Here is a 15,352-nt window from a genome sequence, read left to right as displayed (position 1 = left end):
CGATCTTTATGATTCATTCACGCCACGGGAACATCTGCGCCTCCGCGCCAAGGCCGGCGCTGCCGGAACATCACCAGGTAACAGCCCACCACCCAGACCAGCGCAGCGCACCAGCCGGCCAGGATGTCGGAAGGGTAATGCACGCCCAGGTAGACCCGGGACACGCTGACCAGCACCGCGAACAGCGGCGCCAGCACGGCAACCGGCCAGCGCCAGCGGGTGTTCCAGGCCAGCAGCACGGCCACGCAGGCGAAGGTCATCGACCCCATCGCGTGGCCACTGGGGAAGCTGTAGGTCGATTCCGGCGCGATCGATTCCCACAGGCTCGGCCGGTCACGCTGGAAGAACTGCTTGCTGCCCATGTTCAGCAGCGCCGAGCCGACGAAGCCGATGGCGGCAAAGGCGGCTTCACGCCATCGTTTGAACCACAACAGCGCCGCCACGATGACCACATCGGCCGGGATCAGGAACCACTCGTAGCCGAGCCGGGTGATGATCACCACCGCCTGGTCCAGTACCGGCCCGTGCCAGCCGTGCAGGCGCCACAACAACGGCGCGTCGAAATGGAAGGCCTCGAACTCGTGCACCTCGTCCGCGAGTTCGACGAATACCGCCAGCGGCAACAGCACGCCGGCAAACAACAGCACGAACCGCCAGGCATTGCGCGACAGCCAGTGCCGGACGCCGGCAGCCTCTTCCTCCGACCCGGCCGTCATCCCAGGCTTACCCGGCGCTTCGGACATAGTTCTGTTCGACGTAGTCGTCTATCAGCTTGACGAAATCCTGGGCGATGTTCTCGCCGCGCAGGGTGATCTTCTTCTCGCCATCGACGAACACCGGCGCGGCGGGCGCCTCCCCCGTACCCGGCAGCGAAATGCCGATGTTGGCGTGGCGCGACTCACCCGGTCCGTTGACGATGCAGCCCATTACGGCCAGCGTCATGTTCTCCGCCCCCGGATGCTCGATCTTCCACAGCGGCATGCGTTCGCGCACGTGGTTCTGCACCACTTTCGCCAGCTCCTGGAAGAACTCGGAGGTGGTGCGGCCACAGCCCGGGCAGGCGGTGACCAGCGGGGTGAACGCACGCTGCCCGGTGGTCTGCAGCAGCTCCTGGGCGACGATCACTTCCTGGGTGCGCGACTGGCCCGGTTCGGGCGTCAGCGAAATCCGGATGGTGTCACCGATGCCTTCCTGCATCAGCACCGCCAGCGCTGCCGCCGAAGCGACGATGCCCTTGCTGCCGATGCCGGCTTCGGTCAGGCCCAGGTGCAGGGCGAAGTCCGAACGCTGGGCGAGATCGCGGTACACCGCGATCAGCTCCTGCACCCCACTGACCTTCGCCGAGAGCACGATGCGGTCGCGTGGCAGGCCGAGTTCGACCGCGGTTTCGGCCGAATCCAGCGCTGACCGGATCAGTGCCTCGCGCAGCACGCGGCCGGCATCCCAGGGCTGTTCGCGCTGGGTGTTTTCATCCATCAGCCGGGCCGCCAGCGACTGGTCCAGCGAGCCCCAGTTGGCACCGATACGCACCGGCTTGTCGTAGCGGATCGCGAACTCGATCAGCTGCGCGAACTGCAGGTCCTTCTTCTTGCCGAAGCCGACGTTGCCCGGATTGATGCGGTACTTGGCCAGGGCCTCGGCACAGGCCGGCTCGGCGCTCAGCAGCTGGTGGCCGTTGTAGTGGAAATCACCGATCAGCGGCACCTCGATGCCCATCATCGCCAGCTTGTCGACGATGCGCGGAATGGCCGCGGCGGACTCGGGGTTGTTGACCGTCAGGCGCACCATTTCCGAACCGGCCCGCCACAGCTCGGCGACCTGCTTGACGCTGGACGCCACGTCGGCGGTATCGGTGTTGGTCATCGACTGCACCACCACCGGCTTGCCACCGCCCACCACCACGCCGCCGATGCGGACAGGCTGGGTCAGTCGGCGCGGCCAGGAGGTGGGCTCGGCGGGCGGTGTCGGTCGGGAAACGGCGTCATGCATCGCAATATTCTAGCGCTGCTGCGCGACCGTCGGGTGACTCCCATTCAGCCGCGGTGGCGTGTGCGGCCGATTGTCGCAGGCAGTGCACGCGGGCAACGCATACGATGGCCATATGACATCCCCCGATGCCCCCTTCCTGCAGACCCTGTGCAGCCTGCGCTGGCTGGCCACCGCCGGCCAGGCGGCCACCATCCTGGTCGCCACCTGGGTGCTTGGCCTGCCCCTGCCGCAGGTTCCGCTGTGGGCCGGCGTGGCCGTGCTGGCGCTGTTCAACACCTACGCCCAGCTGCGCGTCCACGGCACCGATACCGCCCCGGTAACCGCATTCGGGCACATCCTGGTGGATGTGACCGTGCTGACCTGGATGGTCGGCTGGAGTGGCGGCATCACCAATCCGTTCGGCTCGCTGTTCCTGATCCTGATCGCCCTGGCAGCACTCGCCCTGCCGGCGCGCTGGACGCTGGCAGTGGCCGCTGCCTGCCTGATCGGCTACTGCGTCAGCGCAGCGTTCGGCCTGCCGCTGCCCGCAGGCGGCTACTTTGCGCCGGAAGTCCTGCAGCAATGGGGCGTGGTGGCGAATTTCCTGATTTCGGTGACGGTCGTGCTGGCGTTCTCCACGCGGCTGGCCATCGCCCTGCGCCAGCGCGAACACGAACTGTCGCTGCTGCGCGAGCGCTTCGCACGCAACGAAGGCATCGTCGCACTGGCCACCCATGCGGCCTCGGTCGCGCACGAACTCAATACGCCCCTGGCGACGATGACCCTGCTGGCCGACGACATCGCCGAACAGAACCAGAGCACCGACGTGCGCGACGACGTGGAAACCCTGCGCGAGCTGCTGGTGCAGTGCCGCGAACGGGTGCTGGCGCTCGCCGCGCCGGCATCGCCGGATGCCCCCGGCCGCGGACCGTCCACCGCCCTGCAGGTGCTGGAACAGTGGCGGCTGGTACGCCCGACCATCACCCTCACCCGTAACCCCGACGCCCCGCTGACCCGGCCGCTGGATGCCGGCGTGGGGCACCTGCTGATGGTACTGCTGAACAATGCCGCCGAAGCCGGCGAACAGGTCGGGCGTGCGGAAGTGGAGCTTTCGCTGCGCATCGAAGGCGACGATCTGGTCGGCGAGGTGCGCGACTTCGGTCCCGGCTTCGACACCCGCAAGGCGGTGCTGCCCGGCACTTTGTTCAGTTCCAGCAAGAGCGAAGGCATGGGCGTGGGGCTGGCCCTGTCCCACGCCACCATTGAACGACTGCAGGGTGAAATGTGGATGCGTCCGGCGCAGGGCGCCGGCAGCCGCGTCGGCTTCCGCATCCCCCTGGTCCCCCGCGAGGAAACCCCATGAACACGCCCTTCCCCACCCCGGCCTCGCTGCACGGTGATGGCCTGCTGGTCGATGATGATGAGCTGTACCTGCGCACCCTGCAGCGCAGCCTGGCACGCAAAGGGCTGGAGACGCGCACGGCGCAGGATTCGGCCAGCGCCCTGCTGCTGGCACGGCAGCAGCCGCCGGCGTTCGCCCTGATCGACCTGAAGCTTGGCAGTGAGTCCGGACTGGCGCTGATCCAGCCGCTGCGCGCGCTGCGCGCGGACATGCGCATCCTGCTGGTGACCGGCTATGCCAGCATCGCTACCGCGGTGGAGGCGATCAAGCTGGGCGCGGACGATTACCTGCCCAAGCCGGCCACGGTGCCGATGATCCTGCGCGCACTGGGTGAAGAAGATGACGGTCCCGACGACGACGGCGAGCTGGAGCTGCCCGATGCGATGACACCGATCAGCCGGCTGCAGTGGGAACACATCCAGCAGGCGATGCATGAGACCGGTGGCAACGTGTCAGCCGCCGCGCGCCTGCTGGGCATGCATCGGCGTTCACTGCAGCGCAAGCTGGCCAAGCGGCCGAGCCCGGAGCCGTCGCGCTAGCCCGGTAGCGCCGAGCCAGGCGCGGCGCGCTACGCGGCCGGGGAACCCGCGGGCCCACCACCGGTCGTCACCCACCGGGAGCCCTGACGGCCAGCGGCCGTCACTACCGGGGACAGCGGTAGCGCCGTGCCATGCTCGGCGAGCGCAGCGGCCGGGAGAACCGCGTGACGACCAATGGTCGTCACCCACCGGGAGCCCTGACGACCAGCGGCCGTCACTACCCGGGACAGCGGTAGCGCCGAGCCATGCTCGGCGAGCGCAGCGGCCGGGGCAACCGCGTGACGACCAACGGTCGTCACGCACCGGGAGCCCTGACGGCCAGCGGCCGTCACTACCGGGTGTCGCGACCGGTGTTCTATCTCAACAGGCCCAGCACTTCGCGGGTCAGCGGATCAGTGATCTCAACCGCCTTGCCCTGCAGCGCCGGCAGCAGCTGACCGGCAAGCTGCTTGCCCAGTTCCACACCGAACTGGTCGAAGGCGTTGATGTTCCAGATCACCGACTGCACGTACACCGCGTGTTCGTACATCGCGATCAACGCACCCAGTGCCTGCGGGGTCAGCGCATCGAGCAGGATCAACGTGCTCGGCCGGCCGCCGGGATAATCGCGGTGCGGATCGTCGCTGGACTGGCCATTGGCCAGCGCTTCGGTCTGCGCCAGCAGATTGGCCAGCAATGCCTGATGGTTGACCGTATAGGGATTGTCACTGCGCACGCAGCCGATGAAATCGGCCGGGATCACGCTGGTGCCCTGGTGCAGGGCCTGGAAGAAGCTGTGCTGCACATCGGTGCCCGCCCCGCCCCACCACACCGGCACGGTATCGCTGGCGACCGGCTGGCCATCGCGCTGCACGCGCTTGCCCAGGCTTTCCATCACCAGCTGCTGCAGGTAGGCCGGCAGCAGCGCCAGGCGCTGGTCATAGGTCATCACCGCGTGCGTGGCATGGCCGAGCACGTTGCGGTTCCAGATATCGGTCAGCGCGTGCAGCACCGGCAGGTTGCGCTCCAGCGGCGCATCCAGTGCATGCGCGTCCATCTGCGCGGCGCCTTCCAGCAGCCCTTCGAAGCGTTCAAAACCGATCGCCAGCGCGATCGGGAAGCCGACCGCCGACCACAGCGAATAGCGGCCGCCAACCCAGTCCCACATCGGCAACACGCGGCTGGACGCGATGTCGAAGGCCTTCGCAGCACGCTCGGGGTTGGCGCTGACCGCATACAGCCGTTCGCTGCCGCCAAGCCAGTCATGCAGGATCTGCCCGTTGAGCAGGGTTTCCTGGGTACCAAACGTCTTGGAGATCAGCACGCCGGCGGTGCGCGCCGGATCCAGCGTGGCCAGCGTGCGCTGCATGGCGGCGCCATCCACGTTGGACACGAAATGCACGCGCAGGCGGCTTCCACCCACCGGACGCAGGGCGTCGGCAACCAGCCGCGGACCCAGGTCCGAGCCGCCGATACCCACGCTCACCACATCGGTGACGCCGCTGCTTTCCAGCGCGCGCACCAGCTCGCCCATCCGCTGGCGGACCTCGCGCGCGGTGGCGTAGGCATCGGCAGCCACCGGCGCATCGACCACATCGCCGCGCAGCGCGGTGTGCAGCGCGGCGCGGCCTTCGGTGAGGTTGACCTGCTCGCCGCGGAACAGGCGCGCGATGGCGCCGCCCACGTCGCGATCAGCGGCCAGCGACAGCAATGCCTGCAGGGCCGCGGCGTCGTATTTCTGCCGCGCGAAGTTGATGTACAACGGACCGACCCGCAGTGCCAGATCCTTCACCCGGCCGGGTTCGGCCGCGAGCAGGTCGGGGATGCGCACGCCACGCAGGCGCTGGGCATGGGAGTGAAGCGTGTCGAGTCCGTTGTTCGTTGTCATGCGGCCTGGGTCGGGATGCTGTCGTTGGTATGGGAGATCTGGTTGTTGCCATCCACATATACCAGCTTCGGCCGGAAGCTGTCTGCTTCCTGCTCGCTCATCGTGGCGAAGGCAGCGATGATGATGATGTCGCCGACCTGCACGTGCCGGGCGGCGCCGCCATTGAGCGAGACCACGCCGCTGCCGGCTTCGGCGCGGATGGCATAGGTGCTGAACCGGGCGCCGTTGGTGACGTCCCAGATATGCACCTGCTCGAACTCACGGATGCCCGTGGCCGCCAGCAGGTTGTCGTCGATCGCGATCGACCCTTCGTAGTTCAGCTCCGAATGGGTGACGGTGGCACGGTGGATCTTGGTCTTCAGCAGGGACAGGTGCATGGCAGCAGGTGGTACGGGTGAGGAAAGCCGCAATTCTACCACCGGGGGGATTGGCGACACGGCCCTCCCGCGCCAGTCAGGCAGCGGTTCAGGTCGCGCCCGCCACGCACGATTTCCGGCGGCGCGATGGCGCCCCGTACGGTGAACTGGGCCTTCCATCCAGGAGTTTCCATGTACGCCACCCTCAGCCGTCCCAAGGATTTCGACCAGCTTGTTCGCCGCTTCTCCGGTCCCACCCGGATCGGCGATGCCCCCGCAGAACCCTCGCGGAGACCGCTGCGCTCGGTTGCCGTACGCAACCTGCACCGACCGACGGCTGCGCCGCTGCAGCGCTGCGCCGAGCTGCCGGCCGCGCGGCAGCCGGACGCTGCACCTGTCGCGGACAACGCCAAGGCCAAGGCGGAGGAAGCGCTGCAGTTCCCCGCCACCGGCATCTATGCCGCGCACCCGATGCTGCGCAGGATCGCGAACCTGGAAGCCAGGCTGACGCAGGCGGCCTGGGCCGAAGCCGAACAGGCGGACAAGGCAAGGTCGGTGGCCAGCGGCTTCCGCTACTGCGTGTGCGGCGCTGCCCCCATTCCGGCGGCCGGCAGGGGGCAGGCCGTCACGCCGCGCGCGCCGACCCCGCTCGATCTGGAATCAGACAGGGCGATGGAGATCGCAGTGCGGATCCATGAAGCGCGGATAGCCTGCGGGCAGCCGGTCTGCCCCGATAGAACCTGGTACCGCGAGGGCCTGGTCCGGCGGGCGCTGGAACAGCTGTAAAAAGAGGGGTCAGCGTCCTTTCCGCTCGCGAAAAGGACGCTGACCCCGTTGCGCCGTCCTCGTAGCCTGGGCGTCAGAACTCGAAGTTGTCGATCAGCCGGGTGCTGCCCAGCCGGGCGGCGATCAGCGCAACGCGCGGCCCCCCCTCATGCGGGGGCTCGATCAGGTCCGGTGTACGCAGCGCCGCGTAGTCCACCTGGAACCCTGCAGCCTGCAGCGCAGCGGCCGCATCGGCTTCGATGCGCTCGCGCGACAGACCGGTGATGTAGCCCTCGCGCATGCCCTGCAGCACGCGGTGGATGGTGGTCGAGGCCGGACGCTGTTCGGCGTTGAGGTACTGGTTGCGCGAACTCATCGCCAGGCCGTCGTCCTCGCGCACGATGTCCCCGCCGACGATCTGGATCGGGAAGGCCAGGTCGGCGACCATCTGGCGGATCACCGCCAGCTGCTGGTAATCCTTCTTGCCGAAGGCGGCCACGTCCGGCTGCACCTGGTTGAACAGGCGCGACACCACCGTGCAGACACCATCGAAGTGACCCGGGCGATGCGCGCCTTCGAGCAGCCCACTGATGCCGGGCACGCTGACATTGGCTGCCAGCTCCACCCCGAACGGATACATCGATTCCACCGTCGGCAACCACAGCACGTCGCAGCCAGCGCCCTCCAGGCCACTGGTATCTGCTTCAGGCGTCCGCGGGTAGCGGGTGAAGTCCTCGTTCGGCCCGAACTGGGTCGGGTTGACGAACACGCTGGACACCACGCGGTCGGCGTACTGGCGCGCCAGGGCGACCAGCGAATAGTGGCCTGCGTGCAGGTTGCCCATGGTGGGCACCAGGGCGACCCGCAGGCCTTCGCGCTTCCAGCCGCTGACGATCGCGCGAAGCTGGGCAAGTTCGGTAACGGTCTGGATCATGAGGCGTAAGCGTGCTCGGCATCGGGGAAGGAGCCGTTGCGCACGGCATCGGCGTAAGCGCGCGTGGCACCGGCCACCGAACCCCCTTCGGCAAGGAAATCCTTGACGAATTTCGGTCGGCGGTGGCCGCTGTCCAGGCCCAGCATGTCATGCATCACCAGCACCTGGCCGTCGCACTGGGGCCCGGCGCCGATCCCGATGGTCGGCACCGCAACGGCAGCGGTGACCTCGGCGGCTACCGGCGTGGGCAGGCATTCAAGCACCAGCAGGCTGGCGCCGGCGTCGACCACGGCCTTGGCATCGTGCAACAGCTGGCGGGCGGCATCACCACGGCCCTGCACGCGATAGCCGCCCAGTCGCAGCACCGACTGTGGAGTCAACCCCAGGTGCGAACACACCGGGATCTCGCGCTCCACCAGGTGCCGGATGATGTCCAGCTTGAAGCCGGCGCCTTCGATCTTGACCATCTCCGCACCAGCCTGGAGCAGGCGCAGCGAGGCATCGAAGGCCCGTTCGGGGGTCGCGTCGGCACCGAACGGCAGGTCGGCGACCAGCAGCGCGCGCTGCAGCACGCGGGCCACCACGCCGGTGTGGTAGACCATGTCGGCCACCGTGACCGGCAGGGTCGAGTCGTGCCCCTGCACCACCATGCCCAGCGAATCGCCGATCAGGATCAGGTCGACCCCGTTGGCGTCGAAGGTGCGGGCGAAACCAGCGTCGTAGGCGGTCAACATCACCAGCTTCTGGCCATTGCGCTTGGCCTCGGCCAGCGCCGGGACGGTCCAGGGTTTGCTGTCTGCGTGGGTGCTCATCAGGAAATAACCGGGGGCGATAACCGCGCCATTATCCCCTTATCGGCGCGATTCCGCTGGCCACCACCCGCATCACTGCATCCCGCACGCGGCCATGGCCCGGAATCAGCAGATCCGGTTCCACTTCGGCCAGCGGGACCAGCACGAAGGCCCGCTGGTGCAGGTAGGGATGCGGCACCTGCAGGCGCGGCAGGTCGATGACCTCCCCGCCATACAGCAACAGGTCAAGGTCCAGCAGGCGCGGGCCCCAGTGCACGTGCGGATCGCGCACCCGCCCGAAGCGCGCTTCAAGCTCCAGCAAGGCATCCAGCAGGTCCAATGGCGGCAGGCCGGTCTGGACGCACGCCACCGCGTTGACGAACGGTGGCTGGTCCTCGTTGCCCCAGGCCGGGCTGGCATACAGCAGCGAGGCCCGCACCAACGCGGTATCGGCCAGGCCATCCAGTGCCTCGATCGCGGCACTGACCGTGCCAGCCGCGTCACCGAGGTTGGCGCCCAGGCCGATCCATGCCCTGACCACGCCGCTTACTCGACAGCCGCTGCGCCCGGAGCGCCCGGGCGACGACGGCGGCGGCGGCGCTTGCGCGGCTCGTCGGCGCCGTCTTCGGCATCGTGGGTGTGCAGGTCGTCCAGCGCGCTTTCCAGCTCGCGACCCGACTGCTGCTGCGCCTCGCGCCAGAACGCCACGTCGCTGGCGTGCTCGCTGGACGCCACCTGGCGCAGGATCAGGAAGTCGAACGCCGCGCGGAAACGCGGGTGGGTCAGCGTGCGGAACACCCGCTTGCGCTGGCGCGAGCCGAAGCGGGCCTGCAGCAGCCAGATCTCCTGCATCGGCAACGAGAAGCGGCGCGGCAACGCGATGGTGGTCAGCTGGTGCAGCGTCACCCTGTCGGCGGCGCGACGCTGCGCTTCTTCTTCGGCCACGCCCTGTTTGAGCAGCGTGGCCTGGGTGCGGCAGAACGCCGGCCACAGCAGCAGCGCGAACAGGAACGACGGCGAAACCGGCTCGTCGTTGGCCACGCGCTGGTCGGTGTTGGCCAGGCCTTCGATCAGCATGCGGCGCAGCGCACCACTGCGGTTGGAGCGCAGCGCCTTGCCACTTTCCGGGAACATCACGTCGAACAGGCCGTAACGTTCCAGGCCTTCGAAACTGGCCACGCCGTGGCCGCCGAGGAACAGCTTGAGCACTTCTTCGAACAGACGCGCCGGGGCAGCTTCGTTGAGCAGGCTGGCAAGCCGCGGGATGGGCGCGGCGGTTTTCTCTTCGATCTCGAAACCGAGCTTGCCGGCCAGCCGCACCGCACGCAGCATGCGCACCGGGTCTTCGCGGTAACGCAGCTCGGGATCGCCGATCAGCTTCATCAGGCGCGCCTGCACGTCCTCGAACCCGCCGGTGTAGTCACGTACCGAGAAGTCCTCGATGGCGTAATACAGGGCGTTGCAGGTGAAGTCGCGGCGGATGGCATCGTCTTCGATGGAGCCGTACACGTTGTCGCGTACCAGCATGCCGTTTTCCATTTCGCGGTCGCCGCTGCCGTCATCGATGTTGGCGCGGAAGGTAGCGACTTCGATGATCTCGCGGCCGAACACCACATGCGCGAGGCGGAAGCGGCGACCGATCAGGCGGCAGTTGCGGAACAGCTGCTTGACCTGTTCGGGCGTGGCATCGGTGGCCACGTCGAAGTCCTTGGGGTGGCCGTTGACCAGCAGGTCGCGCACGGCGCCACCCACCAGGTAGGCGCCGAAGCCGGCATCGCGCAGGCGGTACAGCACGCGCACGGCGTTGGGGCTGATGTCCTTGCGCGAGATGGTGTGCTGGTCGCGCGGGATGACGCGCAGGCTGATCGGGGTCGTCACGGAGGAAATGATGTTGGCGCTTCCGGTTGAAGTTTCGGGATTGCCCAATGGCATCGAGATGCATATACTAGCGCGCCTGCCCCGGCAGTGACACTTCAAACGCTCCCTTCGTCTAGAGGTTAGGACGTGGCCCTCTCAAGGCTAAAACAGGGGTTCGAGTCCCCTAGGGAGCACCAGTCACTGCAGCAGGAAGCAAAAAACCCGCCATGAGCGGGTTTTTTTGTGGCTGCGCGCCGCGGGTCGATGGCTGTCGCCGAAGGCCCGGCGCCGCAGCGCCGGACCCTCTGCGGACGTCAACCTTCCATCTGTTCCAGTTCCTTGCCCTTGGTCTCGCGCACGTAGCGGATGACGAAGAAGATCGACAGGAACGCGGCTATCGCATAGATGCTGTAGGCGCCGGCCAGGCCGATGCCGGCCAACAGGATCGGGAAGGTCACGGTGATGGCGAAGTTCGAGGTCCACTGCGCCGCGCCCGCCACGGCCAGCGCCGAACCGCGGATCTGGTTGGGGAACATTTCGCCCAGCATCACCCACATCACCGGGCCCCACGACATGTTGAAGAACACCACGTAGACGTTGGCCGCCACCAGCGCCAGCCGGCCCATGCCATCGGACAGCTGCAGCTTGCCATCGGCCAGGCTGCCGCTGGAGAACGCCACCACCATCAGTGCCAGGGCGATCGCCATGCCCACCGAACCGACCCACAGCAGCGGCTTGCGGCCGATGCGGTCGATCAGCACCACCGTCACCAGGCACGCCCCGATGCTGAGCGCACCGGACAGCACGTTGATCAGCAGCGCATCGTTTTCGGAGAAGCCCACCGCCTGCCACAGCACCGCGCCGTAGTAGAACACCACGTTGATGCCGACCAGCTGCTGCAGCACGGCCAGCCCGATGCCGACCCAGACGATGCCGCGCAGCTTGCCGGTGGCCTTGTCCTTCAGATCGGCGAACGACGGCCGGTGCTGGTGCTGGGCCAGGCTGTGCTCGATCTCGCCGAGCTTGGCCTGGGCCTCCACCGCGCCGTACAGACGGGTCAGCACCGCCGAAGCTTCCGCCCTGCGCCCCTTCACCACCAGGAAGCGCGGGCTTTCCGGGATCACCAGCAGCAGTGCCAGGAACAGCAGCGAAGGAACGGCCTGCATCCAGAACATCCAGCGCCATGCCTCCTGTCCCAGCCACAGCACTTCGGTGGATGCCCCTGCCGCGCGCGCCAGCAGGAAGTTGCTCAGGAAGGCCGCGAACAGGCCGCTGATGATGGCGATCTGCTGCACCGTGGCGAGCTTGCCGCGATAGCGCGCAGAGGCGACTTCGGCGATATACGCCGGGGCCATCACGCTGGCCGCGCCGACCGCGAAGCCGCCGATCACGCGTGCGGTGACGAACAGCCATGACGCGTGCGCGGCACCGGCCCCCAGCGCCGACAGCAGGAACAACACCGCCGAGATGATCAGCACGCTGCGCCGTCCCAGCAGGTCACCCAGCCGCCCGGCCAGGAACGCACCGATGGCACACCCCAGCAGCATCGAAGCCACTTCGAAGCCGAGCGCGGCTTCGCTGGAATTGAACGCACTTCGAAGGCCGTCGACGGTGCCGTTGATGACCCCGCTGTCGAAGCCGAACAGGAAGCCACCAATGGTGGCCACGCAGCTGATCAGCACGATGAAGGCGGTGTTCTCGCCCTGCGTGCCGGAGGAAGCGGATATCGCTGTGGACATGGGTTTACCCGGTTGCGATGGACGACTGCCGCTCAGCGCAGCAGGTACTGGTTGAGCAGGTTCTCATAGGCTTCCTGCCGGCCGCTACGCTGGCGTGGTTCGCCGGCCTGCTGCGCGTGGGCACAGAGCTCCTGCAGGCTCAGCTGGCCACTGGCAAAGGCCGCGCCCGCACCGCTGTCGAAGCTGGCATAGCGTTCGCTGCGCCACTGTTCCAGCGGCGAGGCGGTGATCAGGCCATGGGCGACTTCCAAACCGCGGGCAAAGGTGTCCATGCCGCCGATGTGGGCGATGAACAGGTCCTGCGGGTCGGTGGATTCCCGGCGCACCTTGGCATCGAAGTTGAGCCCGCCATCACCGAAGCCGCCCTGCCGCAGCACCACCAGCATCGCGCCCACCGCGTCATACAGATCGGTCGGGAACTGGTCGGTATCCCAGCCATTCTGCGGGTTGCCGCGGTTGGCATCGATGCTGCCCAGCAGGCCGGCATCGGAAGCTACCTGCAGGTCATGGGCGAAGGTGTGCCCGGACAAGGTCGCGTGGTTGGCTTCGATGTTGAGCTTGAAATCCTGGTCCAGGCCATGCGCACGCAGGAAGCCGACCACCGTGGCGCTGTCGAAATCATACTGATGGTGCATCGGCTCCATCGGCTTGGGCTCGATCAGGAACGTGCCCTGGAAGCCGATGCTGCGCCCGTAGTCGCGCGCCGCCGCCAGGAACCGTGCAAGGTGCGCCTGTTCGCGCTTCATGTCGGTGTTGAGCAGGCAGGCATAGCCTTCGCGCCCACCCCAGAACACATAGTTGCTGCCGCCCAGCGCCACCGTGGCATCCAGCGCCGCCTGCACCTGCACCGCAGCGCGCGCGACCACGGCGAAGTCCGGATTGGTCGCCGCGCCGTTCATGTAGCGCGGGTGCGAGAACAGGTTGGCGGTGCCCCACAGCAGCTTGACCCCGGTCTGGCGCTGGCGCTCGCCGGCGATCCCGACCATGTGGCGGAGGTTGTCACGGTACTCGCCGATGTCGTCCGCATCCGGCGCCAGGTCGACGTCATGGAAGCAGTAGTACGGCACGCCCAGCTTGGTGACGAACTCGAAGGCGGCATCGGCCTTGGCTTCGGCACGCGCCAGCGGCGTGGCGCCCTGGTCCCACGGATAAGCACGCGTGCCGGGCCCGAACGGATCGTGCCCTGCCCCGCAGAAGCTGTGCCAGTACGCCACCGCGAAGCGCAGGTGTTCGGCCATGCTGCGGCCGCCGACCTGCTTGTCGGCATCGTAGACCTTGTAGGCCAGCGGATTGTCCGAATCGCGGCCTTCGAAGGGAATGCGACCGACACCGGGGAAAAATTCGCGCTGGCCAACGTAGAACGAAGAACTCATGGGCAACATCCTCTAGGGGGAATCAGGGCAGGCGCTGGCGGTACAACGGCAGCGAGGCCTGCAGGTAATGGGTGAAACGCTGGTAGCCGCGCGCATACGCGGCGCCGCGGACGGGATCGGGCTGCGCTGACAGGGCCGGGTCGAAGACCACGTGGGCATCGACCATGTCGGCCAGCGGCATACCGGCGCCAGCACAGGCCCACGCGGCCTGCAGGGCGGCGCCGAAGGCCGCGCCTTCCGCCTGCACCGGCACTTCGACCGGCAACTGGAACAGATCGGCGATCAGCTGGCGCCAGGCGGCGCTGTTGGCGCCGCCGCCGGTGAGCACCACCCGCGCGCCCTGCAGACCCGCCTCGTGCAACGCGTCATAGCCGAGCTTCAGGCTGTAACTGGCGCCTTCCATCGCCGCGCGATACAAGTTGGCCGGGGACAGGTTGTGCAGGTCCATGCCGTGCAGGGCGCCCTTGGCCAGCGGCAGGTCCGGGCTGCGTTCGCCGTTGAAGAACGGCAGCAGCACCAGCCCTGCCGCGCCGGGCGGGCTGGCCTGCAGCAGTGCCTCGGTCTGGCCCTGCTGCACACCGAGCAGCGCGGCGACCTGGTTGGTGGCGACCGTGCAGTTCATCGTGCAGATCAACGGCAGCCAGCCACCATCGGAGGCACAGAACGCGGCCCAGCGCCCCTGCGGATCAATCTTCGGCTCCGCACTCCAGGCGAACAGCGTGCCCGACGTGCCCAGGCTCATGCTCAGGCGCCCTTCGCGCACCGCGCCGGTGCCGATCGCCGCCATCATGTTGTCGCCGCCTCCCACCGCCACGCGCGCCCCGGCCGGCAGGCCGAGCGCATCGGCCACCGCAGGCAGCAGGGCGTAGGTGGTATCGGGCGCGACCAGCGGCGGCAGCAGGCTGGCGAGATCGCGATCCGGATCGGTCGCGGCCAACATCGGCGGCGACCATTGCCGCGCACGGACGTCCAGCCAGCCTGTGCCGGAGGCATCGCCGCATTCCATGAAACGCGCGCCGGTCAGCCACAGGTTGAGGTAATCGTGCGGCAGGGCGATGCCATCCAGCGAAGCGTAGGCCTGCGGCCGATGCTGCTTCGTCCACGGCAATTTGGAGGCGGTGTAACCGACCCGCAACGGATTGCCGGCCGCCGCGATACAGGCGCTTTCGCCACCGGCTGCGGCGGTGATCGCATCGCACTGGGTGGTGCTGCTGGTATCGCACCACAGCTTGACCGGCGCCAGCACCGAATCATCGGCCGCAAGCGCCACGAACCCATGCTGCTGGCCCGAGACCGCCAGCCCGCTGACCCGCGCACGCACCGCGTCGGGCAGCGCCAACACGCATTCCTGCAGGGCCCGGGTCCAACTGACCGCGTCCTGCTCGCGACTGCCATCGTCGCCGCTGTCCAGCGCCAGCGAACGCGACTGCTGTCCCACCACCTGCCGCGCTTGCGGATCGTAAGCCAGCACTTTCAGGCTCTGCGTCCCCGCGTCGATTCCCAGGTAGACCGCCCCATCCCCACTGTTTTCCTGCCGCACCCGCCACTCCCACGTCGCGATGTCCACCGATGGACATCGAGTGTTGCCGCCCCGATCCGATGTGGCAATGTGCAGTGCATCAAATCCCACGGGCCGGCCACCTCCCGCCGACCATGGGTCGGCGCTACCGCTCCTTGCTGGCGGCCACCGGAACCTGTCAGCGGGTCGGGCGGCGGGGCTGGGCGGGGGCGTTGAGCGCCATGGAGGGCGCGAAACGAGGC

14 protein-coding genes and 1 tRNA gene are annotated in these 15,352 nt (G+C 67.8%); 4 read left to right on the top strand and 11 right to left on the bottom strand.

Annotation, left to right across the window (positions count from 1 at the left end):
• Positions 1–17 precede the first annotated feature (17 nt).
• Together ABE522_RS14655 and ispG are read right to left on the bottom strand one after the other, a co-directional pair.
• The gene (locus ABE522_RS14655; RefSeq protein WP_346592321.1) at positions 18–743 is read right to left on the bottom strand and encodes a phosphatase PAP2 family protein; all 726 of its coding nucleotides are present in this window, start codon (positions 741–743) and stop codon (positions 18–20) included.
• Positions 724–1,989, bottom strand: coding sequence for a flavodoxin-dependent (E)-4-hydroxy-3-methylbut-2-enyl-diphosphate synthase (gene ispG / locus ABE522_RS14650; RefSeq protein WP_042614025.1), 1,266 nt, complete (start codon positions 1,987–1,989; stop codon positions 724–726). The genes ABE522_RS14655 and ispG overlap by 20 nt, the downstream gene beginning before the upstream one ends.
• A gap of 112 nt (positions 1,990–2,101) precedes the next feature.
• Between ispG and ABE522_RS14645 the strand changes: the two genes are divergently transcribed.
• Both ABE522_RS14645 and ABE522_RS14640 read left to right on the top strand, forming a co-directional pair.
• Positions 2,102–3,331, top strand: a complete 1,230-nt coding sequence (locus tag ABE522_RS14645) for an ATP-binding protein (protein WP_346592320.1) — start codon at positions 2,102–2,104, stop codon at positions 3,329–3,331.
• Positions 3,328–3,909, top strand: a complete 582-nt coding sequence (locus ABE522_RS14640) for a response regulator transcription factor (RefSeq protein ID WP_057508156.1) — start codon at positions 3,328–3,330, stop codon at positions 3,907–3,909. Before ABE522_RS14645 ends, ABE522_RS14640 begins: the two co-directional genes overlap by 4 nt.
• Before the next feature lie 355 nt (positions 3,910–4,264).
• Here ABE522_RS14640 and pgi read toward each other — a convergent pair whose 3' ends face one another.
• Complete coding sequence (pgi, locus tag ABE522_RS14635; RefSeq protein WP_346592319.1) at positions 4,265–5,776, bottom strand: glucose-6-phosphate isomerase; 1,512 nt, start codon at positions 5,774–5,776, stop codon at positions 4,265–4,267.
• On the bottom strand, positions 5,773–6,153 hold the full coding sequence (panD, locus tag ABE522_RS14630; RefSeq protein WP_042614028.1) for an aspartate 1-decarboxylase: 381 nt from the start codon (positions 6,151–6,153) through the stop codon (positions 5,773–5,775). Before panD ends, pgi begins: the two co-directional genes overlap by 4 nt.
• A 171-nt stretch (positions 6,154–6,324) precedes the next feature.
• On the opposite strand from panD, the gene ABE522_RS14625 reads away from it, so the two are divergent.
• Complete coding sequence (locus tag ABE522_RS14625; protein ID WP_346592318.1) at positions 6,325–6,918, top strand: hypothetical protein; 594 nt, start codon at positions 6,325–6,327, stop codon at positions 6,916–6,918.
• 73 nt (positions 6,919–6,991) lie between these two features.
• Here ABE522_RS14625 and panC read toward each other — a convergent pair whose 3' ends face one another.
• From panC to pcnB, 4 genes are read right to left on the bottom strand one after another with little or no spacing between them, the layout of a single operon-like run.
• Positions 6,992–7,831: a pantoate--beta-alanine ligase gene (gene panC, locus ABE522_RS14620; protein WP_346592317.1), complete on the bottom strand. Its 840-nt coding sequence runs from the start codon at positions 7,829–7,831 to the stop codon at positions 6,992–6,994.
• The gene (gene panB / locus ABE522_RS14615) at positions 7,828–8,643 is read right to left on the bottom strand and encodes a 3-methyl-2-oxobutanoate hydroxymethyltransferase (RefSeq protein ID WP_346592316.1); all 816 of its coding nucleotides are present in this window, start codon (positions 8,641–8,643) and stop codon (positions 7,828–7,830) included. Before panB ends, panC begins: the two co-directional genes overlap by 4 nt.
• A gap of 31 nt (positions 8,644–8,674) precedes the next feature.
• On the bottom strand, positions 8,675–9,163 hold the full coding sequence (gene folK, locus ABE522_RS14610) for a 2-amino-4-hydroxy-6-hydroxymethyldihydropteridine diphosphokinase (protein ID WP_346592315.1): 489 nt from the start codon (positions 9,161–9,163) through the stop codon (positions 8,675–8,677).
• A gap of 5 nt (positions 9,164–9,168) precedes the next feature.
• A complete protein-coding gene (pcnB, locus tag ABE522_RS14605) occupies positions 9,169–10,548 on the bottom strand; it encodes a polynucleotide adenylyltransferase PcnB (protein ID WP_346592314.1) in 1,380 nt (459 codons plus the stop codon).
• A gap of 53 nt (positions 10,549–10,601) precedes the next feature.
• Here pcnB and ABE522_RS14600 point away from each other — a divergent pair.
• Positions 10,602–10,676 (top strand) — tRNA-Glu (locus ABE522_RS14600).
• Between the two features lie 117 nt (positions 10,677–10,793).
• On the opposite strand, the gene ABE522_RS14595 is transcribed toward ABE522_RS14600, so the two are convergent.
• The 3 genes from ABE522_RS14595 to xylB are packed head-to-tail and all read right to left on the bottom strand — an operon-like array spanning position 10,794 to position 15,152.
• On the bottom strand, positions 10,794–12,218 hold the full coding sequence (locus ABE522_RS14595; protein WP_346592313.1) for a sugar porter family MFS transporter: 1,425 nt from the start codon (positions 12,216–12,218) through the stop codon (positions 10,794–10,796).
• A 32-nt stretch (positions 12,219–12,250) separates the two neighbouring features.
• Positions 12,251–13,591 carry a xylose isomerase gene (gene xylA, locus ABE522_RS14590; protein WP_346592312.1) on the bottom strand — a complete coding sequence of 447 codons (1,341 nt, stop codon included), beginning with the start codon at positions 13,589–13,591 and terminating at the stop codon, positions 12,251–12,253.
• 22 nt (positions 13,592–13,613) lie between these two features.
• Complete coding sequence (gene xylB / locus ABE522_RS14585; protein ID WP_346592340.1) at positions 13,614–15,152, bottom strand: xylulokinase; 1,539 nt, start codon at positions 15,150–15,152, stop codon at positions 13,614–13,616.
• Positions 15,153–15,352 lie beyond the last annotated feature (200 nt).

This window comes from Stenotrophomonas lacuserhaii (assembly GCF_039674585.1).
GTDB lineage: Bacteria > Pseudomonadota > Gammaproteobacteria > Xanthomonadales > Xanthomonadaceae > Stenotrophomonas > Stenotrophomonas pennii_A.
This window is presented reverse-complemented; position numbering and strand designations above follow the sequence as displayed.

What these genes read in the sequence shown, in the direction of transcription:
- ispG (WP_042614025.1), bottom strand. Translation starts at nt 1,989, where the DNA reads ATGCATGACGCCGTTTCCCGACCGACACCGCCCGCCGAGCCCACCTCC.
- pgi (WP_346592319.1), bottom strand. Translation starts at nt 5,776, where the DNA reads ATGACAACGAACAACGGACTCGACACGCTTCACTCCCATGCCCAGCGC.
- panD (WP_042614028.1), bottom strand. Translation starts at nt 6,153, where the DNA reads ATGCACCTGTCCCTGCTGAAGACCAAGATCCACCGTGCCACCGTCACC.
- xylA (WP_346592312.1), bottom strand. Translation starts at nt 13,591, where the DNA reads ATGAGTTCTTCGTTCTACGTTGGCCAGCGCGAATTTTTCCCCGGTGTC.
- ABE522_RS14640 (WP_057508156.1), top strand. Translation starts at nt 3,328, where the DNA reads ATGAACACGCCCTTCCCCACCCCGGCCTCGCTGCACGGTGATGGCCTG.
- ABE522_RS14595 (WP_346592313.1), bottom strand. Translation starts at nt 12,218, where the DNA reads ATGTCCACAGCGATATCCGCTTCCTCCGGCACGCAGGGCGAGAACACC.
- ABE522_RS14655 (WP_346592321.1), bottom strand. Translation starts at nt 743, where the DNA reads ATGTCCGAAGCGCCGGGTAAGCCTGGGATGACGGCCGGGTCGGAGGAA.
- panB (WP_346592316.1), bottom strand. Translation starts at nt 8,643, where the DNA reads ATGAGCACCCACGCAGACAGCAAACCCTGGACCGTCCCGGCGCTGGCC.
- panC (WP_346592317.1), bottom strand. Translation starts at nt 7,831, where the DNA reads ATGATCCAGACCGTTACCGAACTTGCCCAGCTTCGCGCGATCGTCAGC.
- ABE522_RS14645 (WP_346592320.1), top strand. Translation starts at nt 2,102, where the DNA reads ATGACATCCCCCGATGCCCCCTTCCTGCAGACCCTGTGCAGCCTGCGC.
- ABE522_RS14625 (WP_346592318.1), top strand. Translation starts at nt 6,325, where the DNA reads ATGTACGCCACCCTCAGCCGTCCCAAGGATTTCGACCAGCTTGTTCGC.